We start from the raw sequence: 21,173 nt of genomic DNA, 5'->3' as shown, positions 1-21,173 counted from the left end.
TGCCGTGGGAACACGGACTGCGTGGACTTATGTGGCCCCACGACGTTCGTTCCGGCGAGAAGATGGAGGAGAGCATCGCCGGCTTCAAACAGCGCGGCTCGTGGGGTGACATCGTCGAGCACGGCGAGCGGATCAGCCGTGCGCTCCGGGACGTCGGCGTCGACAGCGAGGCGTTCGAGGAGTGGGACGAGTGGCGCCCGAAAGCCCACGAAACCCTCGGCGAGGACGTCGAAGAGAAAACCGCCGAACAGGCGAGCATCAAGGAAGGACCCGGCGAGCGCGAAGGGAAAGGCCCCGAGGACGACATCAAGTCCGCGGGCGAGAAGCTGACGGAGTCCTACGAGAAAGTCGAGGAGGGCGACAACGGCGGCGCGATCGAGCGCTGGCAGGACTCCATCGACTACGCCACTCGGGCGGCGGACTCGGCGGGCCGGAAGGCGATCCGGACCGTCGAGGACACCGTCTACCGGAAGGTGATGACCCAGCTCGCGCCGTACTACTTCGACAACGAACTGATCAGCGCGAACGTCCAGCGCAGCTCCCGGGGCGACGAGACCAAGTTCGTGTTCGAGGTGAACGTCAACGACGACGAGCTCAAAGACGAGGTCAGCGACCGGCTCGCACAGTACGACGACGAGGTCGACCGCTGGCACGTCGACACCGAGAAGCAGGTCGAGACCGCCGAGGCCGCCGAAGGTGCGGAGTTCTCCTCGCCCGACAACGAGGGGAGTTCGAAGTCGACGCGGAACTAAGGCTGCTCCGTCAGCCGCGACAGTCCGCGCCGACTTGGAAGAAGTCGACGCGGAACTAAGGCTGCTCCGTCAGCCGCGACCGCAACCGATTTCTCCGTTCTCCCGACGAGTGGAGCCGTGACCGACTGGACCGAGCGCGGCGAGGCGATCAGCGTCGAGACGGTGCTCCGGGAGTGGGTCGACCGGGAGGCCCGGAAAGACGCCTACCCCGACGCCGACCCGGCCGGCTGGGACCGCGAGCGACTCCTGCGGGAGCTCACCGAGACGTACGAGGAGCCCGCCGAACCGGTCGTCGACGGTCGAGAGTGGTACACGGTCGAGTTCGACGGCGACGAGGTGGGCGAACTGGGGACGTTCCCGGGGTCGGGGTGGGAGTGGCTCGCCGAGGACGGGACCGTCGCGAGCGCGGTCGAACGGCTGGACGACGAGTCGGTCGCCGGGGAGGTTCCCGACGCCGCCGAGAAAGTCGCGTGGTTCGCCGAGCACCCCGGTCGGGAGTTCGGCGCCGCGGTCGCGTGGCAGCCCGACGGCGAGTGGCCGCCGCGGCTGCTCGACGGCAACCACCGGGCCTGCGGGACGTATCGAGCGGCCCGGAGCGGCGAGGACGCCTCGCTGACCGTCCACCTCGGGGTCGAGCCCTGAGCCCGCGGATGGACAGCGTTTTACGTCGAGCGAGGGAACTGGCGGCCACTATGGGGAAGAAATCGAAAGCGCAGAAGAAGCGACTCGGTAAGAAGGAGCGACAGAACTCCCGCGTGCCGGCGTGGGTGATGATGAAGACCGACATGGAAGTCACCCGCAACCCGAAGCGGCGTAACTGGCGGCGATCTAACATCGACGAGTAATGAGCGCAAGCGACTTCGAGGAGCGGGTCGTCACCGTCCCGCTCCGCGACGCCAAGAGCGCGCCCAAGCAGGAACGGGCCGACGCCGCGATGTCGATCATCACCGAGCACCTCGCGACCCAGTTCTCCGTCGAGGAGGAGGAGGTCCGTCTGGACCCGGCCGTCAACGAGACCGTCTGGGAGCGCGGACGAAGCAAGCCCCCGAGTTCGATCCGCGTGCGAGCCGCACGGTTCGACGAGGACGGCGAGACGGTCGTCGAAGCCGAGCCGGCGGAGTAACACGCCGTGTTCCGCGCGGCTTTCGCCGGCTCCTCGTACGTCGGGGTGTTCGCGCGAGCGACCGAGGACTGTCTGCTGATCCGTCCCGACGCCGAGGAGGACGTGATCGAGGGGATGACCGACGAGCTCGGCGTCGACGCCCTGCCGACCACCGTCGCCGGCTCCAACACCGTCGGCGCACTCGCGGTCGGCAACGAGAACGGCCTGCTCGTCTCGGGCCGGGTCACCGAACGCGAGCGCGAGCGCATCGAGACGGCGATCGACACGCCCGTCTACGGGCTGCCGGGGAAGATCAACGCCGCCGGCAACGTCGTGCTCGCCAACGATAGCGGCGCGTACGTCCACCCCGACCTGACCGACGAGCAGGTCGGCGTCGTCGAGGAGGCGCTCGCGGTGCCCGTCGAGCGCGGCTCGCTGGGCGGCGTCGACACCGTCGGGACCGCCGCAGTCGCGACGAACGAGGGCGTGCTCTGTCAGCCCGACGCCCGCGAGGCCGAGTTGGAGACCGTCGAGGCACTCCTCGACGTGTACGCCGACGTGGGGACCATCAACTACGGCGCGCCCCTCGTCGGCTCGGGGCTGGTCGCGACCGACGACGGCTACGTCGTCGGCCAGGACACCACCGGGCCGGAGCTGGGCCGCATCGAGGACACGCTGGGCTACCTCGACTGAGGAGCCACGCCGTCGAGTCCATCGCTGCTGGGGGAGTCCCTTTCGGAAGCTACTTCCCGCTCGCCCGGCCATTTTCGGCCATGAGTCAGTTTACTGTGAGCGGTACGTTCGAGGCCCGGGACGGGCGGCAGGCCTTCGAGCGGAGCATCGACGCGGAGAACGAGTCGGTCGCCGAGGAGCACGTACTCTCCCAGTTCGGCGCGGAGCACAACCTCCAGCGGACGCAGATCGAGATCGAGGAGGTGACCGCCGCATGATGGGTGGTGGCCAGCAGCAGCTGCAGCAGCTCTCCCAGGAGCTCGAGGAGCTCGACGCCGAGATCGAGGAGAAGGAAGCCGAGATCGAGGAGTTCCAGGACGAGAAGGCGGGCGTCGACGACGCCATCGAGGCAATCGAGACGCTCGACAGCAGCTCGACGGTGCAGGTCCCCCTCGGCGGCGGCGCGTACGTCCGTGCGGAGGTTCAGGACATCGACGAGATCATCGTCGACCTCGGCGGCGGCTACGCGGCCGAGCAGGAGCAGGGCGACGCGATCGACGCCCTCGAGTCGAAGAAGGACTCCCTCGACGACCGCATCAGCGAGGTGCGCGAGGAGATCACCGAGCTCGAAGAGGAGAGCGCCGAGCTCGAACAGCGCGCCCAGCAGATGCAGCAGCAGATGCAGCAACAGCAGATGCAGCAGATGCAGCAGCAGGGCGAAGACGGCGGTCAGTAAGGCCCCATGTTCGACGGACTGAAGGATAAGCTCGGCTCGTTCCGCGACGACGTCGAGGAGGAGGTCGAGGAGAAGGAGGCCGAAGCCGAGGCTGAAGCCGACGCGGCCGAGGCGGAGGCCGACGACGACGAACCCTCGACCCCCGCCGCGGCGCCGGATCGCGAGTCGAGTGACGAGGAGGATGACGACGGCGGCCCGGGCCGGCTGCGGCAGGCTGCCGCCCTCGCGACCGGGCGGGTCATCATCGAGGAAGAGGACTTAGAGGAGCCGCTCTGGTCGCTGGAGATGGCGCTGCTAGAGAGCGACGTGGAGATGAGCGTCGCCGAGGAGATCCTCGACGCGGTGCGCGAGCAGCTGATCGGCGAGAGCCGCAAGCAGGTCGACACCACCGCAGAACTGGTCGAGGACGCGCTGCACGACGCGCTGGTCGACGTGATCTCCGTCGGGCAGTTCGACTTCGAGCAGCGAATCGCCGAGGCCGACAAGCCAGTGACGATCGTGTTCACCGGCGTCAACGGCGTCGGCAAGACCACCTCGATCGCCAAGATGAGCGAGTGGCTGGGCCAGCGGGGCTACAGCTCCGTGCTCGCGAACGGCGACACCTACCGCGCCGGCGCGAACGAGCAGATCGAGAAGCACGCCGAGAACGTCGGCCGAAAAGTGATCTCTCACGAGCAGGGCGGTGACCCTGCCGCGGTCATCTACGACGGCGTCGAGTACGCCGAGGCCAACGACGTGGACGTGGTGCTGGGCGACACCGCCGGCCGCCTGCACACCTCCAACGACCTGATGACCCAGTTGGAGAAGATCCACCGCGTGGTCGACCCCGAGATGACGCTGTTCGTCGACGAGGCCGTCGCCGGACAGGACGCGGTCGAGCGCGCCAAGGAGTTCGACGACGCCGCCGAGATCGACGGCACGGTGCTGACGAAGGCCGACGCCGACTCCTCCGGCGGCGCCGCGATCTCGATCGCCCACGTGACGGGCAAGCCCGTGCTGTTCCTCGGCACCGGGCAGGGGTACGACGACATCCGGGCGTTCGACCCCGAGGCGCTGGTCGACGAGCTGCTCGCCGACGAGGAGTAGCGCCCCCGATCTAGTTCTCGCAGGCGGTACACGCGATCAGCTCGTCCTCGCGGCGCACCACCACACCGTTCGCGAGCGGTGCGACCAGCGAGGTTCGATCGAGTCGCCAGCGCTCGCTCCCGTCGTCGAGTTCGAACGCCACGACGGCGCCGTCGGCTGAAACGACCACGCTGTCGCCGACGACGATCGGCCGCCCGACGGTCTCGGCGTCGACCGACCAGCCGAGTTCGCCCGTCCCGGGGTCGAGACGGTGAAGCACCGTGCCGTCGGAGACGACGAGTCCGGACTCAGTTCCCGCGGGCGAGCGGAAGGTGCGGCGGTTCGCGGGTGTCGGCGTGGACCACTCTCGATCCCCGGTCGTCGCGTCGAACGCCAGCAGTTCGTACTCGGTCGGAACGAGCAGGAGTGAGCCGACGCGTACCGGTGCACGGGACGCGCGCGGCCCCTCGACCAGCCACTCGGTCTCGCCGTCGCGTCGGTTCAGCGCGTAGATCCCGCGGTCGCTCGAACTGGTCACGGTGACGTAGACCCGGCGGTCGTCGGCGACCGGCGAGAACGTGACCGCACCACCCTCGCGTTCGTCGCCGAACTCCCGATGCCAGCGGCGCTCGCCGGGGCCGGCGTCGATGGACAGGAGCCCGCCGGCGTCGCCACAGAGAAGCGTTCCGTCGACGGCCCGAGGGGTGGGTGGACCCGAGCCGTCGAGGGGTTGGGTCCACCCCTCGACGCCGTCGTCAGAGAGATGGAGTGTCGATCCCGTGTCGGTCTGGTGGACGAGTACCGTGCCGCCGTCGACCACGACGGGCGGGGCCGCGATCGTCCGGTTCGTGACGTACCAGGTCCCGGGATCGCCGTCGCGGAGACCGACAGACCCGTGGAAGCCGCCGTCGCGTGTGCGGCCGGCGGTGACGACCCGGCCGTCGACCACGACGCCACCCGCGAACGCGAGGAGGCCAGGGTCCTCGGGGGCGATCGAGACACGCCAGCGCTCGCCGACGCGTGCCGGAAGCGAGTGGTCCGGGACCGCGGCCCTGTTTCCGGCGCCGCCGCCGGGCTGGGGCCAATCGATCCCGACAGGGGCGACTGGCGAGCAACGACGGCCGGTACAGCCGGCGACGCCGACGACTGCACCAGCACCGAGCGTCGCGAGCAGATCGCGTCGGGAGGGCATTCGTCCGGGGTAGGCCGCGGACGCACTTGGCCGCTCCGGCGCGGGACGGTTTTCCGTCGGGGCGCCCAACCCCGACCCATGCCCACCGTCGTCGCGTTCGAGACCGGGAGAGGCGCCGTGCTCGCCGCCGACCGACTGGTCGTCGACAACGATACCGTCAGCAGCAAGCGCGCCGACCGTCTCGCCGAGTTCGGCGACTGCGGCGCGGCGGCCGTCGCCGACCCCGACCAGTTCCGGCGAGAACTCGACGGGAAACGGCGGGCGTACGAAACCGACCGCAGTGAGAACCCCGATATCGAGGCGTTCACGCGACTGGCGACCGAAGTGGCCCGTGACGTGGGCACCGACGCCGCCGTCGCCGCGCGGGACGGCGAGGGTCGTGTGCAAGTCCGGGCGGTGTACGCCGACGGGAGCGTCATCGACGACTCGCCGGTCGCGCTCGGGACGGGCGCGGAGCTGGCGTTCGGCCGGCTGGAGGCCGGTGTGCCGGGCGATCTCGACGAGGCCACGGCGTTCGCACGGGAGGTGATCGAGGGCGTCGGCGAGCGGGACACGCGAACGGGCGGGGACGCGGACGTGTGGACGCTCGCGAGCGAGTGACGCTGCCGGCTCCACCTGCCCACGACGGACAAGCGTTTATGGGTCGGCCGTCAACAGTGGGGTAAGATGGTACTCGACAATCTCGGGAGCTCCCTCCGGAGCACGATGGACACGCTCCGTGGGAAGTCCCGCCTGGACGAGGAGGACGTCCAGGAGATCGTGAAGGAGATCCAGCGCTCGCTGCTGCAGGCCGACGTCGAGGTCGACCTGGTGATGGATCTCTCCTCGAACATCGAGGAGCGCGCGCTCAACGAGGAGCCCCCCGGCGGCACCTCCGCACGCGACCACATCCTCAAGATCGTCTACGAGGAGATGGTCGAGGTCGTCGGCGACTCCACGGAGATCCCGCTGGAGTCCCAGACGATCATGCTCTCGGGGCTGCAGGGGTCGGGGAAGACGACGACCGCCGCCAAGATCGCGTGGTGGTTCTCGAAGAAGGGGCTCCGCCCGGCGGTCATCCAGACCGACACGTTCCGGCCCGGCTCCTACCAGCAGGCCAAGCAGATGGCCGAGAACGCGGAGGTGGCGTTCTACGGCGACCCCGACGCCGAGGACCCCGTGAAGATCGCCCGCGACGGGCTCGAAGCCACCAGCGACGCCGACGTCCACATCGTCGACACCGCGGGCCGACACGCACTGGAGTCCGAGCTCATCGACGAGATCGAGGAGATCGAACGTGAGGTCGACCCCGACCGGAACCTCCTGGTGCTCGACGCCGCCATCGGGCAGGGCGCCAAGGAGCAGGCCCGGGAGTTCGACGACGCCATCGGCGTCGACGGCGTGACGATCACGAAGCTCGACGGGACCGCCAAAGGTGGGGGTGCGCTGACCGCGGTCAACGAGACCGACTCCTCGATCGCGTTCCTCGGTACCGGCGAGACCGTCCAGGACATCGAGCGCTTCGAGCCCGACGGCTTCATCTCCCGGCTGCTCGGGATGGGCGACCTCAAGCAGCTCTCCGAGCGCGTCGAACGCGCGATGGAGGAGACCGGCGACGAGGACGAAGACTGGGAGCCCGAGGACATGCTGGAGGGGAGTTTCACTCTGAAGGACATGCAGCGCCAGATGGACGCGATGAACAAGATGGGGCCGCTCGATCAGGTGATGGACATGATCCCCGGGATGGGCGGCGGGATGATGGACCAGCTCCCCGACGACGCGATGGACGTGACCCAGGACCGGATGCGCAACTTCGAGGTCATCATGGACTCGATGACCGACGAGGAGCTCGAAGACCCCCGATCCATCGGCGCCCAGCAGGTCAAGCGCATCGCCCGCGGCTCGGGCACCGACGAGGAGACGGTGCAGGAGTTGCTCCAGCAGCACAAGATGATGGACAAGACCCTGAACCAGTTCCAGGGGATGGGCGACGGCGACATGCAGCGGATGATGAAGAAGATGCAGGGCGGCGACGGCGGCGGCGGTGGCCTCGGCGGCATGGGGCCGTTCGGATAAACGGGAGTCGGCGGTAGATTCTTTTTCCCGCTCAGTAACTGTCGGACGTGCTCGGCGTTCCGGAGGAGGAGGTGCTCGATGCGTTCGACCAGCCCCGGCCGCGGGCCGGCGAACGGATCGCCGAACTCGGCTACAACCGAACGCGGAGCGCCGAGTTCCGCGACGGCGTCACCCACGTCCGGATACTCGAACGCGGCGACGACCGGTACGTTCTCAGCTACACCGGCTCCCGCAGCGGCGCGATCGAGGTGACGCGGCGCGGGCTGGAACTGATGGGGAAGGTGATGCTCGGCGACAGGCCGGCGGTGCCGAAGTGGCTGCTCTCGCCGGGCGACGACGCGAACTCGCCGCCGGCGTGGGTGCCCGAACGCTACGTGCCCGCGCGGACGGTTCGCTGTGGCGAGTGTGGCGCCGAAACGTCGGTGCGGCGGGTCGTGACCCGCGAGGGCCGCGACGAGCAGTCGGGGTTCCGGTGTCCGGACTGCTGGGACCGGCCGCCGATCTGAGGCGTTCGCCGCATCCGCGCGCTTTTTGCCCGCGGCCGGGGTAGCCCGCGCCGATGGAGCTTCGCCGCCTCGCGCGCTACGACGCGCTGGTTCTCACCACGCTGCTGTGGTTCATGGCGAAGTTCGTTCGCTACCTGTTCCCGCCGCTGTTCGACCCGTTCCAGGTCGCCTTCGGCGTCTCCAACACCGCGACCGGGCTGGCGTTCTCCGCGCTGATGACGGTGTACGCGCTGATGCAGTTCCCCTCGGGCGTCGTCGCCGACCGCCGGGGGCCGGTCCGGGTGATCGCCGCCGGCGCCGTCGTCGCCGCCCTCGGCTCGCTCGCGCTCGTCGTCCCCTTCCCGGTGCCCGACCTCCCGGTGCCGGTCGGCCCGGCATCGACCGTGCCGGGGGAGTTCCTCGGCGTCGTCGGCGGGATGCTCCTGATCGGCGTCGGGACGGGCGCGCACAAGACCGTCGCCGTCCGCCTGCTCGCGACGGTCCACGAGCAGCGGACGGGGCGGGCGCTGGGCGTACTCGACACCGTTGCGGCCTTCGGCGGCGTCGCGGCGCCGCTGGCGGTCACCTACGCGCTGCCGGGCTGGCGCGGGCTGTTCCTCGCGAGCGGGCTCGTCGTCGCCGCGCTGACCGTGCTGTTCGTCCGGCAGACGCCGCGACATCTGGCGGGGCGCGGCGCCGTCGACAACGACGGCGGGATCGACGGCTCGCTGCTGGGCTATCTCGGGCTGCTGCGGGCGCCACGCGTGGCGCTGTTCGTCGGCGTCACCGTCGCGTTCGCGTTCGGCTACAACGGGGTTGTGGCGTTCCTGCCGAGCTACCTCGCCGCGGACGCAGGGGCGGGGCTGGGACGCGCCGTCGGCAACACGATCTACGCCGCGCTGTTCGTCGTCGCGCTGGTCCAGTTGGGGACGGGCGAGCTCACCGACCGCGTGGGCCGGCTGCCGATGCTGTTCGTCACCGTCGTCGCCGCCGTCGCCGGCGCGGCGCTACTGCTCTCGGTCCGTGGCGTCGCCGCCGTCGGCGCCGCCGTCGTCCTGTTCGGGGTCGGCGCCCACGGCTTCCGCCCGGTGCGGAGCGCGTACCTGATGTCGCTGCTGCCCGACGACGCCGCCGGCGGCGGGCTGGGGGTCGTGCGGACGGTGCTGATGACCGCCGGCGCGATCGCGCCGGGCGTGACCGGCTTCCTGATCGACACGCGCGGGTACGACGCCGCGTTCGCGGCGCTCGGCGGGTCGCTCGTGGTCGCGCTCGCGCTGCTGGGGCTGATCGCGCTGTTGAGCCGCGAGAGGTAGCCGGCTCGGGGCTTTTTCACCGGCGGCGCCGACGCCACAGTCGATGAGCGTCCTCGCCGTCGCCCGGGAGGCGTACGAGTCGGCGCTGCCCGCGTTGGGGGCGAGCGTCGTCGGCGGCCTGCTCGCGGGCGTCGTGCTCGGCGGGATGCAGGCCGAACTCCGGGCGGTCCCCGGGCTGTTGGTGCTCGTGCCGGCGCTGCTCGCGACGCGGGGGAACGTCTACGGCAGCCTCGGCGCGCGGCTCTCGACCGGGCTCCACCAGGGGTTAGTCGAGCCCCGGGTCGACCTCGGCAACCGACGGCTTCGCGGTGCGATGGCGGCCGCGCTCGCGAACGGGCTCCTCGCGAGCGCCGTCGCCGCCGTCGCGGTGTTCCTGATCCTCACAGCGCTGGGCGATCGAGTGGCGCCGGTGACGACGCTCGTGGCGGTCAGCCTCGTCGCGGGGCTGCTCTCCGGCGTCGTGCTGACAGCGGTCGTGGTCGTCGTCGTGTTCGCGGGCTACCGCCGCGGGCGCGACCCGGACACGCTGGTCGGTCCCGTCGTGACGACGACGGGCGACGTGGTCGGCGTCGCGTTCCTGCTGCTCGCGGTGCGGGTCGTTCTCGGACTCGGGGGTGGGGCGTGACGACCGACTGGACGGTTCGAGCGATCACGCGGGCGATGCTGCCCGTGCTGCTCGTGATGACGATGGTCGAGGTCGGCTCTGGACTGGTGCTCGGCTCGTTCGAGGCCGAGCTCTACCGGTACCCGACGCTGCTGGTGTTGGTTCCAGTGACCATCGGCACCGCGGGCAACCTCGGCAGCGTGCTCGCGTCGCGGCTCTCGACGGCGTTCCACCTCGGCACGCTCGAGTTCTCGGCGACCGACGAGTCGCTGGCGGGCAACGCGGTCGCGACCGTCGCGCTCGCGGTGACGCTGTTCCCCGTCGTCGGCGCGGGGGCGTGGGGGCTGCAGTCGCTACTCGGCGGGGCGCGGCTGGCCGTCGGCACCGTCGTCTGGATCTCGCTTCTCAGCGGCGTCGTACTCGCTGTGCTCGCGGTCGTGATCACGCTCGGCGCGACGTACGTGGCCTACCGCTACCGGCTCGACCCCGACGACGTGGTGCTCCCCGTCGTCACGAACAGCTGTGACGTGCTTGGCGTGGTGGTGCTGTTCGCGATCGTCCAGCTCACGCTGTAGCGTGCGGGAGTACCGCGTCGGCGGCCACCAGCACCAGCACCGACGCGAGCACGATGACGCCCTCCGTCGGCGTCGAGAGCAGACCGAGCGCGACGATGAGCGTCGTCGCACACGCCGGCGCGTGCTCGGAGCCGGTCGCGAGCATCCCCCCAGTCGTCAATGCGACCGAGACGACTGCGCTGGCGGCGAGTCGGAACGTTGCGGGCGACAGGGGCGCAAGGGGGTCGATAACCACCACCCCCGGCGAGAGCAGGGTCGTCGCGAGCAGGCCGGCGACGACGCCGATCGCGTGCCCGCCGAGGACGTTCCGCGGCCGGCTGACTGCGGCGTCGGGCGCCGTCGCTAACAGGTACGCGGAGGGGCCCAGGCTCGGAAAGAGGAACGGGCGGCCGGTGAGCACGGCGGCGACGCCGGTCACCGCGAGCAGCAGGCCGGCGTGTCCGCCGGCTCTGACCGAGAACGCCATCGACTCAGCGGTCGTCGGGATCGACCGGGCGTCCCTCCTCCGTCGGCGGGGCGACGTGGTCGATGAACGACGCCACGTCGGGGTCGCGCACGTCGACGCGGACGTGGATGTCGCCGAGTTCGTCCTCGGACCCAACCGCAAAGTTGACCACGCCCTCGAAGGCGGGCTGTTTCTTCAGGGAGAACTCGAACCCCTCGTCGTCGCGGCCGTTGAAGAACTCCCGGCGCGCGGTGTCGAGGATCTCCTGTTCGTGGAGCACGTCGGAGAACGCGTCGAGCGAGTGGCTCTCGGCGACGAAACGGTCGGGCTCGCGCCGGAACTCCGCGTCGGGGAAGAGGTTGGAAACGGCGTCCTCGACGCGATCGGCCACCTCCGTCGCCTGTACCGGGACCTCGATCGTGGCGTCGATGCTGTAGATCATTGGTGGGCTCCGTCGTCGACGTCGGTCGTTCCGCGTTCGAGCACCGCACGGACCTGCTCGCGGAAGCGTTCGAGGCTGTCGTCGTTGTGGATCGTGCGGTCGGCGTCGTCGATCACCTCGCCCATCCCGAAGCCGAGCTCGCGCTCCTCGCGCTCCCGGAGCTTCTCGCGGTCGAGGTCGGTCGCCTCCCGGCCGCGATCGCCCAGCCGCTTGGCGCGTAGGTCGAAGGGGGCCTCGATGGAGAGCAGCAGGAAGTCCTCGCCGAAAGCGTCGACGAACCGCTCCACTTCGGCCATCGAGCGCAGGCCGTCGACGAGCACGACCGACTCGCCGTCCTGCCTCTCCGCGGCCTCCCGGACCATCGGGATGCAGCGGTCGGCGATGGCTGTCTCGCCCTCCTCCTCGCGCAGTTGCTGGGCGATCTCACCGTGGTGTTCGCTCGGGTCGAGCCCGCGCCGCCGTGTCTCTTCCCGGATCACGTCGCCCATCGTCACGACCGGGATGCCCGCCTCCCGGGCGACCGCGGCGGCTTCGCCCTTGCCGCTGCCCGGCAGCCCGACGGTGCCGATGATTCGCATCGGCTCGGGGTTCTCGGCTGGCGGGGTTAAGGGCTACGGGACGAACCCGGCCGCTTTTGCTCGCCGAGGGTAATGGACGTGTGAGGGCGCGTAGCTCAGCTGGACAGAGCGTCGGACTTCTAACCCCGGTGGTCCCGCGGGGGGAGCCATCCGGTGGTCGTGGGTTCGAATCCCACCGCGCCCGTGAGACCGCTGAGCACCGTGGAATCGAAGATTCCACGAGCAGCCGGCAGGCGGAGCTTACCGGCGACGACAGCAAAGCGAGTCGTTCGCTCCCCTCAGTCGTCCGAACCCGCTTCGGCGGCGATATCACCGTACTCGGAGAGGTCGAGATAGCTCATCGATGCGTCGAGCACACGATAGAGGACGAGGTCCCGCGGTAGCCCCGTATCCGAAACGCACTCATCGATATCCTCGAGAGTGTTCGCACTCATCGAGAGGGTGTCGCTCAGGACCTCTGACAGTTCTCCGTACTTCGTTTCCGAAGACGTCTCGTACCGCCCGATCGCGCCGTATCCGACAAGCTCCTCCATCTGGGCCCGTACCCACTCCTCGTTCGCCTCGGAAGGGGCATCCGGACCGGTATCGGCGTCCTCGTTGAACTCGCGGGTGAGACGGGAGACGCTCTTCTTGATTCCGGAGCCCTCGACAATCTCGTACAGTTGCTGCTGAGACTTCGGCGCATCCTCCGGAACGCCGTACGGCGGCTCTGCTAGGCTGAGGTGGTAGCCGTACGCCCGGATCAGGTCGGGATCGCGCTGTAACAGCTCCGAGACGATGCCTCGGAGGTCGGCGTCAGCCTCCCGGATCGCCTCGTCGGCGTCGTCGACTTCCGGCCCGCGGAACGGGCCCGCGACGACGTCCTCGTCAGCAGTCGTCACGATATCGTGGCCACACTCCTCACAACGATCCGCTCCGTCCGGGAGCGGGCTCTCACACTGCGGACAGATGTCGTACTCGAGCTCACCACCACACTCGGGGCAGAACGAACTCGGGCTCTCGATCGTGGCGTTACACCCTTGGCAGTTGATAGCCGCCATAGAGAACCGTGTCCGTAAAGAAACTAAAGTTCTGCTACCGAAAGGCGGCGGCCGCGGGGGAGAGCTTCGGGAACGGACCCGATATCGGAAGCGGGACCCCGTATCCGGAAACGGATACGACACCGCTCGTCGGCCTGCCTCTGACAACCCGACGGACCAGTCGGGTAGCTGATAGGAGGAAACGCGTTCACTAATAAATTCCGGACGGACGCGTCGACCGAAACGGCGACAGCGTCCGGATCGGGTCCGAAAACGTCGGTCGTTCAGGAATTGTTCGGCGATCGGTGCTTCGGGGGGAACGGAAATCGGCGGTGTGGCGGTAGTTAGCGGCCGAACGTCACCTCGCGGGTCGCGCGAAGCGCTCCCCGCTCGGTATCGAGGCGGTTTGCCTCGCCTTTGGCGAGTTTTCCCGCCTCGCTTACATCGGCGTCACCAGAACGCTTCGCGTTCTGGTTGGCGAACGAGAGCCACCGGCTCTCGTTAACGTAGTCGAGCGAAGCTCGACTGCCTACGTAATATCGGTCTCCGACCGATCTTACATCGCGCCGCCCATGCCACCCATACCGCCCATGCCGCCCATGCCGCCGCCGCCCGGCGGCATCTCGTCCCCGCCGTCGTCGTCGCCGACCTGACCGCCCGCGAGGTCGCCCGCGGCGATCACGTCGTCGATGCGGAGGATCATCGTGGCGGCCTCCGTCGCGGATTCGACTGCCTGCGTCTTCACTCGGAGGGGCTCGACGACGCCCTCCTCCTGCATGTCGATGATGTCGCCGGTGTAGGCGTCGAGACCCGTGGTGAACTCGCCGCCGTCGTGGCTGGCGCGCAGGTCGACCAGCGAGTCGATCGGGTCGAGACCCGCGTTCTCGGCGAGGGTGCGCGGGATGACCTCCAGCGCGTCGGCGAAGGCCTCGACGGCCAGCTGCTCGCGCCCCCCGACGGAGTCGGCGAACTGGCGGAGCTGGAGCGCGAGCTCGGTCTCGGGGGCGCCGCCGCCGGGCAGCACCTGCCCGTCGACCAGCGTCGTGCGGACCACGCCGATCGAGTCGTCGATAGCGCGCTCGAGCTCGTCGACCACGTGGTCGGTGCCGCCGCGGAGCACCAGCGTGACCGAGCGGGCCTCCTCGACGTCCTCGACGAAGATGCGCTCGTCGCCGCCGATGTCCTTCTGGGCGACGCTACCGGCGAAGCCGAGATCCTCCTCCTCGATGTCCTCGAGGGCGGAAACGGTCGTCGCACCGGTCGAGCGAGCCAGCGCCTTCAGGTCGTCGTTCTTGGCACGACGGACCGCGAGGATCCCCTCCTGAGCCATGTAGTGCTGGGCGATGTCGTCGATGCCGTCGCCGACGAACACCACGTCCGCGCCGACGTCGACGAGGTGATCGACCATCTCGCGGAGCTGCTTCTCCTCCTGCTCCATGAACTGCTGGAGCTGGTCGGGGTCGGTGACGTTGACCTCGGTGTCGATCTCGGTATCCTTGACCTCGATGGCGCCGTCGAACAGCGCGACGTTGGCGTCCTCGACGGCGAAGGGCATGTTCTCGTTGACGCGCTCCTTGTCGACGATGACGCCCTCGATGAGCTCGGAGTTCTCGATGGAGCCGCCGACGACCTTCTCGATCGAGACGTTATCGGTGTCGATGCCGGTGTCGTCACGAACCGCGAGCACGGCGTCGACGACGAGTTCGGCCAGGGTGTCCTTGGCCGTCTCGGCGCCCTTGCCGGTCATCGCTGTCTCGGCGATCTTCGTCAGGGTGTCGTAGTCGTCCGCGGTGACCTCGATGGCCTCCTCGTTGAGGATCTCCTTGGCCTTCTCGGCGGCCTGTCGGTACCCCTGCGCGATCGTGGTGGGGTGAACGTCGGACTCGACCAGCTCCTCGGCCTGATCGAGGAGCTCGCCGCCGACGACGACGGCGGTCGTGGTGCCGTCGCCGACTTCCTCCTCCTGTGTCTCGGAGACTTCGACGATCATGTTGGCCGCGGGGTGGTCGATGTCCATCTCCTTCAGGATCGTCACGCCGTCGTTCGTGACGACGACGCCGCCCGAGGAGTCGACGAGCATCTTGTCCATGCCTTTGGGTCCGAGCGTGGTCCGGACCGACTCGGCGACGGCCTTGCCGGCCGTGATGTTCATCTCCTGGGCGTCCTTCCCGGAGGTCCGCTGACTCTCATCGGAAAGTACGATCATGGGCTGGTTGCCCATACGCTGTTGCTGGCTCATGTTCACCGACAGATTGTCCGTGGTTCTATAAAGATGTTACGTTCAAACCGTGAGAGACCCACGCATACAGCCACAGCACCGGCTTGCTAACTGTTCACACGACTCGTTTAAGTAGGGATGGGCAGTCGCTGCTGAAGTGGTACTTCGCGCACGCGTGCGCTCGAAATACGGGAGTTGAGGCGAATCGCGGTCAGCTTCGACACGATCGCGGCCACTCGCCGTAAATCGGCGTCCGCACAGTCACGGCAACAGGCTCCGGGCGACCGCCCGACGGCGGTCGCCGGTCGCGAGCCCCGACGGGCTCAGTCGTCCGCGGGTGCTTCCTCGGAGTCGGTGTCGGCGTCGACGGAGGCGTCCTCCACGTAGTACTCCTCGATCAGGTCCTCGCCGATACGGTTGAGCTCCGTCTTCGGGAGCAGCGAGATGAGCTCCCAACCGATGTCGAGGGTCTCCCCGATGTCGCGGTTGGTCTGATACCCCTGATCGATGAACTCCGACTCGAAGCGGTCGGCGAAGTCGAGGTACTTGTTGTCGGTTTCGGACAGCGCCTCGCGACCGACGATGTTCACGAGGTCGCGCAGGTCCTCACCCTCCGCGTACGCCGCGAACAGCTGGTCCTTGAGGTCGCCGTGGTCCTCGCGGGTGAGCCCCTCGCCGATACCGTCGTCCATCAGCCGGGAGAGGCTGGGCAGGACGTTGACGGGCGGCTCCAGACCCTTGCTGTCGAGGTCCCGGTCCATCACGATCTGCCCCTCGGTGATGTAGCCGGTCAGGTCCGGGATCGGGTGGGTGTCGTCCTCGCCGGGCATGGTGAGGATCGGGATCTGGGTCACCGAGCCATCGCGGCCGTCGATACGGCCGGCCCGCTCGTAGAGCTGGGCCAGGTCGGTGTACATGTAGCCGGGGTAGCCACGCCGGCCGGGGACCTCCTCACGCGCGGCGCCGATCTCTCGGAGCGCCTCGCAGTAGTTGGTCATGTCCGTCAGGATCGTCAGCACGTGGTATCCCTTCTCGAAGGCGAGGTACTCGGCGGTGGTCAGCGCCATCCGCGGCGTGACCGTCCGCTCGACGGCCGGGTCGTCGGCGAGGTTCATGAACACGACCGAGCGCTCCAGCGCGCCGGTGCGTTCGAAGTCGGCCATGAACTCGTTGGCCTCCTCCTGGGTGATCCCCATGGCGCCGAACACCACGGCGAACTCCGAACCCTCGCCGTCCTCGCTCTCCTCGTCTTCCTCGGGGACGGTCGCCTGTCGGGCGATCTGGAGTGCGAGCTCGCTGTGGGGCAGCCCCGACGCGGAGAAGATCGGCAGCTTCTGGCCGCGGACCAGCGTGTTCATGCCGTCGATGGCGGAGACGCCGGTCTGGATGAACTCCTCGGGGTACTCCCGGGAGACGGGGTTGATCGCCTCGCCGACGATGTCGTGGCGCTCGTCGGGGACGATGTCGGGACCGCCGTCGATCGGCGTGCCCGACCCGTCCAGCACCCGCCCGAGCAGGTCCTCGGTGACGGGCATCTTCAGCGTCTCGCCCGTGAACCGCACGGACGCGTTGCGGTCGATACCGCTCGTGCCCTCGAACACCTGGATCGCGACGAGGTCGTCGGCGGACTCGAGCACCTGCCCACGGAGCTCTCGTCCGTCGGCGGTCTCGATCTCCACCATCTCGTCGTACCCGATGGACTCGTCGACCTCGGCGAAGACGAGCGGGCCGGAAATCTCGGTGATGGTTTGGTACTCTTTCATCAGTAGAGCTCGCGAAGTTGGGTCTCGATCTCGTCTCGCAGCTCCTCGACGTGTTCGTCGACCTCGTCGTCGGGAGTGGTCGCGATGCGGTTGAGCTTCGGCGCGGCGTCGATCGCGGTGATCTCGTCGATCGGGACCCCCGCGTCGAGCGCCTCGAACGCCTCGTCGTTGAACTTCTTGATCGCGCCCAGCATCTTGTACGTCTTCTCGGGCGGACAGTACTGGTCCACCTCGATGAAGGCGTTCTGCTGGAGCCACCCCTCGCGGATGTAGCGTGCGACCTCGAGCGTGAGCTGCTGGTCGTCCGGAAGGGCGTCCTCCCCGACCAGCTGGACGATCTCGCGGAGCTCGCTCTCCTCGTCCAGCACGTCGACGGCCCACTGTCGTCGCTCGGGCCACTCGGCGTCGACGTTCTCCTCGAACCACTCGTCGAGCTGGTCCTTGTACAGCGAGTAGGACTCGTCCCAGTTGATCGCCGGGAAGTGCCGGCGCTCGGCCAGGTCGGAGTCCAGCGCCCAGAACGTCTTGACGATACGCAGCGTGTTCTGGGTGACCGGCTCCGAGAAGTCACCGCCGGGCGGCGAGACGGCGCCGATCACCGAGATCGAGCCCTCGCTGCCGTTGATGTTCTCGAAGTAGCCGGCTCGCTCGTAGAACTGGGAGAGGCGGGCAGCCAGGTAGGCCGGGTACCCCTCCTCGCCGGGCATCTCCTCCAGTCGGGAGGAGATCTCGCGCATGGCCTCAGCCCACCGCGAGGTGGAGTCGGCCATCAGCGCCACGTCGTACCCCATGTCGCGGTAGAACTCCCCGATGGTGATCCCGGTGTACACACAGGACTCCCGTGCGGCTACGGGCATGTTCGAGGTGTTCGCGATCAGCGTCGTCCGCTCCATCAGCGGGTTCCCGGTCTGGGGGTCGGGCAGCTCCGGGAAGTCGTCGATCACTTCGGTCATCTCGTTGCCACGCTCGCCACAGCCGATGTAGACGACGATGTCGGCGTCGGCGAACTTCGCGAGGCTCTGCTGGGTGACCGTCTTCCCGGAGCCGAACGGGCCCGGGATCGCGGCCGTCCCGCCCTTCGCGAGCGGGAACAGGCCGTCCAGGATGCGCTGGCCGGAGATCAGCGGCTCGGTCGGGGTCTGCTTCTCCTCGACCGGCCGGGACTCACGGACCGGCCACTCCTGGTGCATCTGGATCTCCTCACCGTTCTCCAGGGTGACTACCGGCTCCTGCACGGTGAACTCGCCTTCCTCGACGGACTCGACGGTGCCGCCCTCGTAGTCCGGCGGGACCATGACCTTGTGGTCGATGGTCTGGGTCTCGGGCACCTCACCGACGATGTCGCTGGGCTCGACGGTGTCGCCCGGCTCGACGGCGGGCTCGAACTCCCACTGCTTCTCCATGTCGATGCCGGGTGCGTCGACACCACGGTCGAGGAATGCCGACCCCATCTTCTCCTCGAGGACGTCCAGCGGACGCTGGACGCCGTCGTAGATGGAGTCGAGCATCCCCGGACCCAGGTCGACCGTCAGCGGCTCGCCCGTGTTGACGACGGGTTCGCCGGGGCCGACCCCGGAGGTCTCCTCGTACACTTGGATCGTCGTGACGTTGCCCTCGATCTCGATGACTTCACCCATCAGTTCGTCGCCGCCCACGTAGACGACGTCGTTCATCCGGGCGTCGAGGTCGACGGCGGTCACGACCGGACCACTCACGCTCTCGATCTGGCCGCGGTCTTCCGCGGCGACGTCTGTTGCCTGACTCATTGTTAGTCCTCGTCGTCCATCAGGTCGATACCGATGGCTCGTTTGATCTGGTCGCGCAGCCCGCCGCTGCCGGCGCCGCCGCCGAGCGTCACGAACGTCGGCTCGACGCTGGTCTCGACGTCCTCGCGGGTCCCCCGCGAGAGGTGGTCGAGGTCGTCGTCGTGCATCACGACGATACCGACGTCGTCGTCGGCGATCGTCGACTCGACGGCGTCGTCGAGCCGCTCGGCTTTCTCCTCCTCGGGGACGTCCTCGAACTTTCGGACGCCGGCGAGGCGGAACCCGGTCGTGAACTCCGGGCTCCCGATCACGGCGATCTCCTGGCTCATCGTACCACCAGTTCCGCCCGAATATCGTCGGGGTCGAGCCCCGCCTCCTTGCCTCGGGCGATGGCACGGATGTTGTCCGCCTCACGCTCCTTCGCGAGCACGAACGCGATCACGGGACACACCGACATCGGGTGTGCGTGTGCCGCGTTGCGTGCGTGCTCGAGCAGTGCCGCGTCGAGGGCCTGCTCGAACTCGATGAGGCTGTCCGCCTCGGCGAGGTCGTCGAGCGCGGTCGAGAGCTCGTCACCGTACCGGCTCTCGCGGATGCGCTCGACCAGCTGCTCGGTGTCCCGGGAGAGCGCCGACAGCTCGTCGGGATCGAACAGCGCGCCGCCCTCGATGTAGTACTCCGCGGGGTCGATCTCGGCGCCGCTGCGGGCGAGCCGGAGCGCGTTGCGCGCGTTCCGGAAGTCGATCTCGGCCTGGAGGTACTCGGCGTACGCCGACTCCGGGCCCGCGCCCGAGGCGCTCGTCACGCCCTCGAACAGGTTCTCGTAGTACGCCCGGTCGATGGCGTTCTCCAGCGGAACGAGCGTCCCGGTCTCCTCGTACTCCTCGGCGGCCGCCGCGAGGGCGTCGCCGAAGATTGTGCCGTCGAGCAGGTCGACGATCACCTCGATGCTCTCGGCCTCGACCAGCTGGTCGAGGAAGGTGTCGTCGAACTCGCCGGCATGGATCAGGTCGTCCTCGACCGCCTCGGTGTCGGCGTCGGCGTAGACGCCGCGGACGACCGTCTTCACGTTCCACGCGTCGAACTTCCGCAGGTAGCGGGCGACCTGCTCGTAGAGGCGGCCGTCCGCCCACGCGAGCAGCTCGTCGAACGTCTCCGCCAGCCCCGCGTTCAGCCCGTACTCGAGGAGGTCGACGCCGGAGAACCGCGAACCGAGCCGGTTGATCGGCCCCTGGTACGTCGACTCCTCCATGTAGCGGGTGATCTCGTCGGGGCTCATCCGCACCAGCTTCCGGTAGTCCTCCTCGTCGAACAGCGTCGCACGCCGGGCGCTCACGCGAGCGTTGACGTACTCCGGATTGGAACTGCCGGTGGCGCTCATTCTTCGAAGAGTTTTTCGCTGATACGTTTGAGCTCCTCGTCCCAAACCTCCGCGATCACGGAGTCGAAGGTGTTGTCGACGCTGACGCGGGAGCTCTCGCTTCTGACCACGACGCCGCCGAGGCAGTCCTCGGTGCCGGCGAACGACCAGCCCTCGTACTCCGAGAGCAGGTCGGTCAGTAGCTCCTCGTCGGCGGCGCGGCCGTACACCTGTACGTCCGCGTCATCGTCGAACTCCTCGGCGGCCGAATCGAGCTGCGAGCGAGTCAGATCCTCGCGGCGCTCGCCGTCGATCTCGGCGACGCGCTCCTCGAGCTGCTCGCGGACCTGCTCCAGCACGTCACGACGGGCTTCCAGGCGCTTCTGCTTGGCCGTAAGCTTCGCGCTCGACAGCGCCTGTTCGCGCTCCTCGTCGATCTGTGTCTCGACGTCCTGCTCGCGCTGCTGTACGATCTCCTCGGCGTCGGCCTCCGCCTCCGAGATGATCTCCTCTGCCCGGCTCTCGCCCTCTTCGCGTATCTCCTCGGCACGCGCGCGGGCTTCGTCTCGAACGTCCTCGACGACGGTTTCCAAGCTCATGAGCGGAAAGGGAGAGGAAAGTTACGCCAGGATCATGGCGACCAGCGCGAAGATGAGGATCGTCTCCGGCAGGACGGTCAGAATCAGTGCCTGCACGAAGAGATCGTCGTCCTCCGCGACGGCGCCGACGGCGGCCGAACCGATACCCCGCTCCGCGTAGCCTGCGCCGAGACCGGCGAGGCCGACGGCGAGGGCTGCCATACCGGTCGAGGTGATGGCGGGGCCGCTGGCTCCTTCCTGCAGTACGAGACTTGCGAATTGGGGTGCGCTTTCGAACATATGGGTATCAACTCGGGTTCGTAGTCGGTCGTCTCCGAACAAGCCGTAGTTGGCCCCACGACGGTCATAAACCTTCCCAAAGTCCCCGAGAGAACCGTGCGAGTCGGCCACATACGCACGGCTGACGGTGGCGTCACACGCCGAAAAATAATC

General features: G+C 68.4%; 26 protein-coding genes, 1 tRNA gene and 1 pseudogene. 15 read left to right on the top strand and 13 right to left on the bottom strand.

What is annotated here, in order from left to right; translation table 11 throughout:
- Window positions 1–62: 62 nt before the first annotated feature.
- The 8 genes from BN1959_RS01210 (at window position 63) to ftsY (ending at window position 4,348) form a co-directional block, all read left to right on the top strand.
- Window positions 63–752, top strand: a complete 690-nt coding sequence (locus BN1959_RS01210) for a DUF5828 family protein (RefSeq protein WP_053946911.1) — start codon at window positions 63–65, stop codon at window positions 750–752.
- Window positions 753–869: 117 nt separating this feature from the next.
- Window positions 870–1,394, top strand: coding sequence for a hypothetical protein (locus BN1959_RS01205; protein ID WP_053946910.1), 525 nt, complete (start codon window positions 870–872; stop codon window positions 1,392–1,394).
- Between the two features lie 50 nt (window positions 1,395–1,444).
- The gene (locus tag BN1959_RS01200) at window positions 1,445–1,597 is read left to right on the top strand and encodes a 50S ribosomal protein L39e (protein WP_049981178.1); all 153 of its coding nucleotides are present in this window, start codon (window positions 1,445–1,447) and stop codon (window positions 1,595–1,597) included.
- Window positions 1,597–1,875 (top strand): 50S ribosomal protein L31e, encoded by a 279-nt coding sequence (locus tag BN1959_RS01195; RefSeq protein WP_053946909.1) that lies wholly within the window; start codon window positions 1,597–1,599, stop codon window positions 1,873–1,875. The genes BN1959_RS01200 and BN1959_RS01195 overlap by 1 nt, the downstream gene beginning before the upstream one ends.
- Window positions 1,876–1,881: 6 nt before the next feature.
- Complete coding sequence (locus tag BN1959_RS01190; RefSeq protein ID WP_053946908.1) at window positions 1,882–2,547, top strand: translation initiation factor IF-6; 666 nt, start codon at window positions 1,882–1,884, stop codon at window positions 2,545–2,547.
- A gap of 80 nt (window positions 2,548–2,627) precedes the next feature.
- The gene (gene rpl18a, locus BN1959_RS01185) at window positions 2,628–2,804 is read left to right on the top strand and encodes a 50S ribosomal protein L18Ae (RefSeq protein ID WP_053946907.1); all 177 of its coding nucleotides are present in this window, start codon (window positions 2,628–2,630) and stop codon (window positions 2,802–2,804) included.
- Window positions 2,804–3,262, top strand: coding sequence for a prefoldin subunit alpha (pfdA, locus tag BN1959_RS01180; RefSeq protein ID WP_053946906.1), 459 nt, complete (start codon window positions 2,804–2,806; stop codon window positions 3,260–3,262). Before rpl18a ends, pfdA begins: the two co-directional genes overlap by 1 nt.
- Before the next feature lie 6 nt (window positions 3,263–3,268).
- Window positions 3,269–4,348: a signal recognition particle-docking protein FtsY gene (gene ftsY / locus BN1959_RS01175; RefSeq protein WP_053946905.1), complete on the top strand. Its 1,080-nt coding sequence runs from the start codon at window positions 3,269–3,271 to the stop codon at window positions 4,346–4,348.
- A 10-nt stretch (window positions 4,349–4,358) separates the two neighbouring features.
- Here the strand turns inward: ftsY and BN1959_RS01170 are convergent, their stop codons facing one another.
- Window positions 4,359–5,519, bottom strand: coding sequence for a PQQ-binding-like beta-propeller repeat protein (locus tag BN1959_RS01170; RefSeq protein ID WP_053946904.1), 1,161 nt, complete (start codon window positions 5,517–5,519; stop codon window positions 4,359–4,361).
- A 78-nt stretch (window positions 5,520–5,597) separates the two neighbouring features.
- Between BN1959_RS01170 and BN1959_RS01165 the strand changes: the two genes are divergently transcribed.
- From BN1959_RS01165 to BN1959_RS01140, 6 genes are all read left to right on the top strand, one after another.
- On the top strand, window positions 5,598–6,119 hold the full coding sequence (locus BN1959_RS01165) for a hypothetical protein (RefSeq protein WP_053946903.1): 522 nt from the start codon (window positions 5,598–5,600) through the stop codon (window positions 6,117–6,119).
- A gap of 66 nt (window positions 6,120–6,185) precedes the next feature.
- Window positions 6,186–7,574, top strand: coding sequence for a signal recognition particle protein Srp54 (locus tag BN1959_RS01160; RefSeq protein WP_053946902.1), 1,389 nt, complete (start codon window positions 6,186–6,188; stop codon window positions 7,572–7,574).
- 47 nt (window positions 7,575–7,621) lie between these two features.
- The gene (locus tag BN1959_RS01155) at window positions 7,622–8,080 is read left to right on the top strand and encodes a hypothetical protein (protein ID WP_053946901.1); all 459 of its coding nucleotides are present in this window, start codon (window positions 7,622–7,624) and stop codon (window positions 8,078–8,080) included.
- 53 nt (window positions 8,081–8,133) lie between these two features.
- Window positions 8,134–9,372: an MFS transporter gene (locus tag BN1959_RS01150; RefSeq protein ID WP_053946900.1), complete on the top strand. Its 1,239-nt coding sequence runs from the start codon at window positions 8,134–8,136 to the stop codon at window positions 9,370–9,372.
- 43 nt (window positions 9,373–9,415) lie between these two features.
- Window positions 9,416–9,997, top strand: a complete 582-nt coding sequence (locus BN1959_RS01145) for a magnesium transporter (RefSeq protein ID WP_053946899.1) — start codon at window positions 9,416–9,418, stop codon at window positions 9,995–9,997.
- Entirely contained in the window at window positions 9,994–10,551 is a 558-nt protein-coding gene (locus tag BN1959_RS01140; RefSeq protein ID WP_053946898.1) for a magnesium transporter, read from the top strand. The genes BN1959_RS01145 and BN1959_RS01140 overlap by 4 nt, the downstream gene beginning before the upstream one ends.
- Here BN1959_RS01140 and BN1959_RS01135 read toward each other — a convergent pair.
- Genes BN1959_RS01135 through BN1959_RS01125 form a run of 3 tightly spaced genes read right to left on the bottom strand, consistent with a single transcriptional unit; the run spans window position 10,541 to window position 12,016 of the window.
- Window positions 10,541–11,017 carry an HPP family protein gene (locus BN1959_RS01135; RefSeq protein ID WP_053946897.1) on the bottom strand — a complete coding sequence of 159 codons (477 nt, stop codon included), beginning with the start codon at window positions 11,015–11,017 and terminating at the stop codon, window positions 10,541–10,543. The genes BN1959_RS01140 and BN1959_RS01135 overlap by 11 nt on opposite strands.
- 4 nt (window positions 11,018–11,021) lie before the next feature.
- Window positions 11,022–11,438 carry an RNA-binding domain-containing protein gene (locus tag BN1959_RS01130; RefSeq protein ID WP_053946896.1) on the bottom strand — a complete coding sequence of 139 codons (417 nt, stop codon included), beginning with the start codon at window positions 11,436–11,438 and terminating at the stop codon, window positions 11,022–11,024.
- Window positions 11,435–12,016 carry a nucleoside monophosphate kinase gene (locus BN1959_RS01125; protein WP_053946895.1) on the bottom strand — a complete coding sequence of 194 codons (582 nt, stop codon included), beginning with the start codon at window positions 12,014–12,016 and terminating at the stop codon, window positions 11,435–11,437. The genes BN1959_RS01130 and BN1959_RS01125 overlap by 4 nt, the downstream gene beginning before the upstream one ends.
- 84 nt (window positions 12,017–12,100) lie before the next feature.
- Here BN1959_RS01125 and BN1959_RS01120 point away from each other — a divergent pair.
- A tRNA-Arg gene (locus BN1959_RS01120) sits at window positions 12,101–12,200 on the top strand.
- Window positions 12,201–12,294: 94 nt separating this feature from the next.
- On the opposite strand, the gene BN1959_RS01115 is transcribed toward BN1959_RS01120, so the two are convergent.
- The 9 genes and pseudogenes from BN1959_RS01115 to BN1959_RS01080 all read right to left on the bottom strand — a co-directional run bounded on the left by BN1959_RS01115 (window position 12,295) and on the right by BN1959_RS01080 (window position 21,020).
- Window positions 12,295–12,897 (bottom strand): hypothetical protein, encoded by a 603-nt coding sequence (locus tag BN1959_RS01115; RefSeq protein ID WP_237560292.1) that lies wholly within the window; start codon window positions 12,895–12,897, stop codon window positions 12,295–12,297.
- A 21-nt stretch (window positions 12,898–12,918) separates the two neighbouring features.
- A pseudogene (locus BN1959_RS15465) lies at window positions 12,919–13,056 on the bottom strand (double zinc ribbon domain-containing protein); the annotation flags it as partial.
- Between the two features lie 535 nt (window positions 13,057–13,591).
- Window positions 13,592–15,241, bottom strand: coding sequence for a thermosome subunit alpha (gene thsA, locus BN1959_RS01110; protein ID WP_053949286.1), 1,650 nt, complete (start codon window positions 15,239–15,241; stop codon window positions 13,592–13,594).
- 335 nt (window positions 15,242–15,576) lie between these two features.
- Window positions 15,577–17,016 carry a V-type ATP synthase subunit B gene (locus BN1959_RS01105; RefSeq protein WP_053946893.1) on the bottom strand — a complete coding sequence of 480 codons (1,440 nt, stop codon included), beginning with the start codon at window positions 17,014–17,016 and terminating at the stop codon, window positions 15,577–15,579.
- Window positions 17,016–18,782: an ATP synthase subunit A gene (locus tag BN1959_RS01100; RefSeq protein ID WP_053946892.1), complete on the bottom strand. Its 1,767-nt coding sequence runs from the start codon at window positions 18,780–18,782 to the stop codon at window positions 17,016–17,018. Before BN1959_RS01100 ends, BN1959_RS01105 begins: the two co-directional genes overlap by 1 nt.
- A gap of 2 nt (window positions 18,783–18,784) precedes the next feature.
- Window positions 18,785–19,111 (bottom strand): V-type ATP synthase subunit F, encoded by a 327-nt coding sequence (locus BN1959_RS01095; RefSeq protein ID WP_053946891.1) that lies wholly within the window; start codon window positions 19,109–19,111, stop codon window positions 18,785–18,787.
- Entirely contained in the window at window positions 19,108–20,163 is a 1,056-nt protein-coding gene (locus BN1959_RS01090; protein ID WP_053946890.1) for a V-type ATP synthase subunit C, read from the bottom strand. The genes BN1959_RS01095 and BN1959_RS01090 overlap by 4 nt, the downstream gene beginning before the upstream one ends.
- Entirely contained in the window at window positions 20,160–20,741 is a 582-nt protein-coding gene (locus BN1959_RS01085) for a V-type ATP synthase subunit E (protein ID WP_053946889.1), read from the bottom strand. Before BN1959_RS01085 ends, BN1959_RS01090 begins: the two co-directional genes overlap by 4 nt.
- A 21-nt stretch (window positions 20,742–20,762) precedes the next feature.
- Entirely contained in the window at window positions 20,763–21,020 is a 258-nt protein-coding gene (locus tag BN1959_RS01080; RefSeq protein WP_053946888.1) for an ATP synthase subunit K, read from the bottom strand.
- Between the last annotated feature and the right edge of the window lie 153 nt (window positions 21,021–21,173).

The organism is Halolamina sediminis (assembly GCF_001282785.1).
Taxonomy (GTDB): Archaea; Halobacteriota; Halobacteria; order Halobacteriales; family Haloferacaceae; genus Halolamina; species Halolamina sediminis.
This window is presented reverse-complemented; position numbering and strand designations above follow the sequence as displayed.

What these genes read in the sequence shown, in the direction of transcription:
- BN1959_RS01135 (WP_053946897.1), bottom strand. Translation starts at nt 11,017, where the DNA reads ATGGCGTTCTCGGTCAGAGCCGGCGGACACGCCGGCCTGCTGCTCGCG.
- BN1959_RS01130 (WP_053946896.1), bottom strand. Translation starts at nt 11,438, where the DNA reads ATGATCTACAGCATCGACGCCACGATCGAGGTCCCGGTACAGGCGACG.
- BN1959_RS01145 (WP_053946899.1), top strand. Translation starts at nt 9,416, where the DNA reads ATGAGCGTCCTCGCCGTCGCCCGGGAGGCGTACGAGTCGGCGCTGCCC.
- BN1959_RS01095 (WP_053946891.1), bottom strand. Translation starts at nt 19,111, where the DNA reads ATGAGCCAGGAGATCGCCGTGATCGGGAGCCCGGAGTTCACGACCGGG.
- BN1959_RS01210 (WP_053946911.1), top strand. Translation starts at nt 63, where the DNA reads ATGGAGGAGAGCATCGCCGGCTTCAAACAGCGCGGCTCGTGGGGTGAC.
- BN1959_RS01080 (WP_053946888.1), bottom strand. Translation starts at nt 21,020, where the DNA reads ATGTTCGAAAGCGCACCCCAATTCGCAAGTCTCGTACTGCAGGAAGGA.
- thsA (WP_053949286.1), bottom strand. Translation starts at nt 15,241, where the DNA reads ATGATCGTACTTTCCGATGAGAGTCAGCGGACCTCCGGGAAGGACGCC.
- BN1959_RS01200 (WP_049981178.1), top strand. Translation starts at nt 1,445, where the DNA reads ATGGGGAAGAAATCGAAAGCGCAGAAGAAGCGACTCGGTAAGAAGGAG.
- BN1959_RS01090 (WP_053946890.1), bottom strand. Translation starts at nt 20,163, where the DNA reads ATGAGCGCCACCGGCAGTTCCAATCCGGAGTACGTCAACGCTCGCGTG.
- BN1959_RS01125 (WP_053946895.1), bottom strand. Translation starts at nt 12,016, where the DNA reads ATGCGAATCATCGGCACCGTCGGGCTGCCGGGCAGCGGCAAGGGCGAA.
- ftsY (WP_053946905.1), top strand. Translation starts at nt 3,269, where the DNA reads ATGTTCGACGGACTGAAGGATAAGCTCGGCTCGTTCCGCGACGACGTC.
- rpl18a (WP_053946907.1), top strand. Translation starts at nt 2,628, where the DNA reads ATGAGTCAGTTTACTGTGAGCGGTACGTTCGAGGCCCGGGACGGGCGG.
- BN1959_RS01085 (WP_053946889.1), bottom strand. Translation starts at nt 20,741, where the DNA reads ATGAGCTTGGAAACCGTCGTCGAGGACGTTCGAGACGAAGCCCGCGCG.
- BN1959_RS01195 (WP_053946909.1), top strand. Translation starts at nt 1,597, where the DNA reads ATGAGCGCAAGCGACTTCGAGGAGCGGGTCGTCACCGTCCCGCTCCGC.
- BN1959_RS01170 (WP_053946904.1), bottom strand. Translation starts at nt 5,519, where the DNA reads ATGCCCTCCCGACGCGATCTGCTCGCGACGCTCGGTGCTGGTGCAGTC.
- BN1959_RS01105 (WP_053946893.1), bottom strand. Translation starts at nt 17,016, where the DNA reads ATGAAAGAGTACCAAACCATCACCGAGATTTCCGGCCCGCTCGTCTTC.
- BN1959_RS01150 (WP_053946900.1), top strand. Translation starts at nt 8,134, where the DNA reads ATGGAGCTTCGCCGCCTCGCGCGCTACGACGCGCTGGTTCTCACCACG.
- BN1959_RS01165 (WP_053946903.1), top strand. Translation starts at nt 5,598, where the DNA reads ATGCCCACCGTCGTCGCGTTCGAGACCGGGAGAGGCGCCGTGCTCGCC.
- BN1959_RS01160 (WP_053946902.1), top strand. Translation starts at nt 6,186, where the DNA reads ATGGTACTCGACAATCTCGGGAGCTCCCTCCGGAGCACGATGGACACG.
- BN1959_RS01100 (WP_053946892.1), bottom strand. Translation starts at nt 18,782, where the DNA reads ATGAGTCAGGCAACAGACGTCGCCGCGGAAGACCGCGGCCAGATCGAG.
- pfdA (WP_053946906.1), top strand. Translation starts at nt 2,804, where the DNA reads ATGGGTGGTGGCCAGCAGCAGCTGCAGCAGCTCTCCCAGGAGCTCGAG.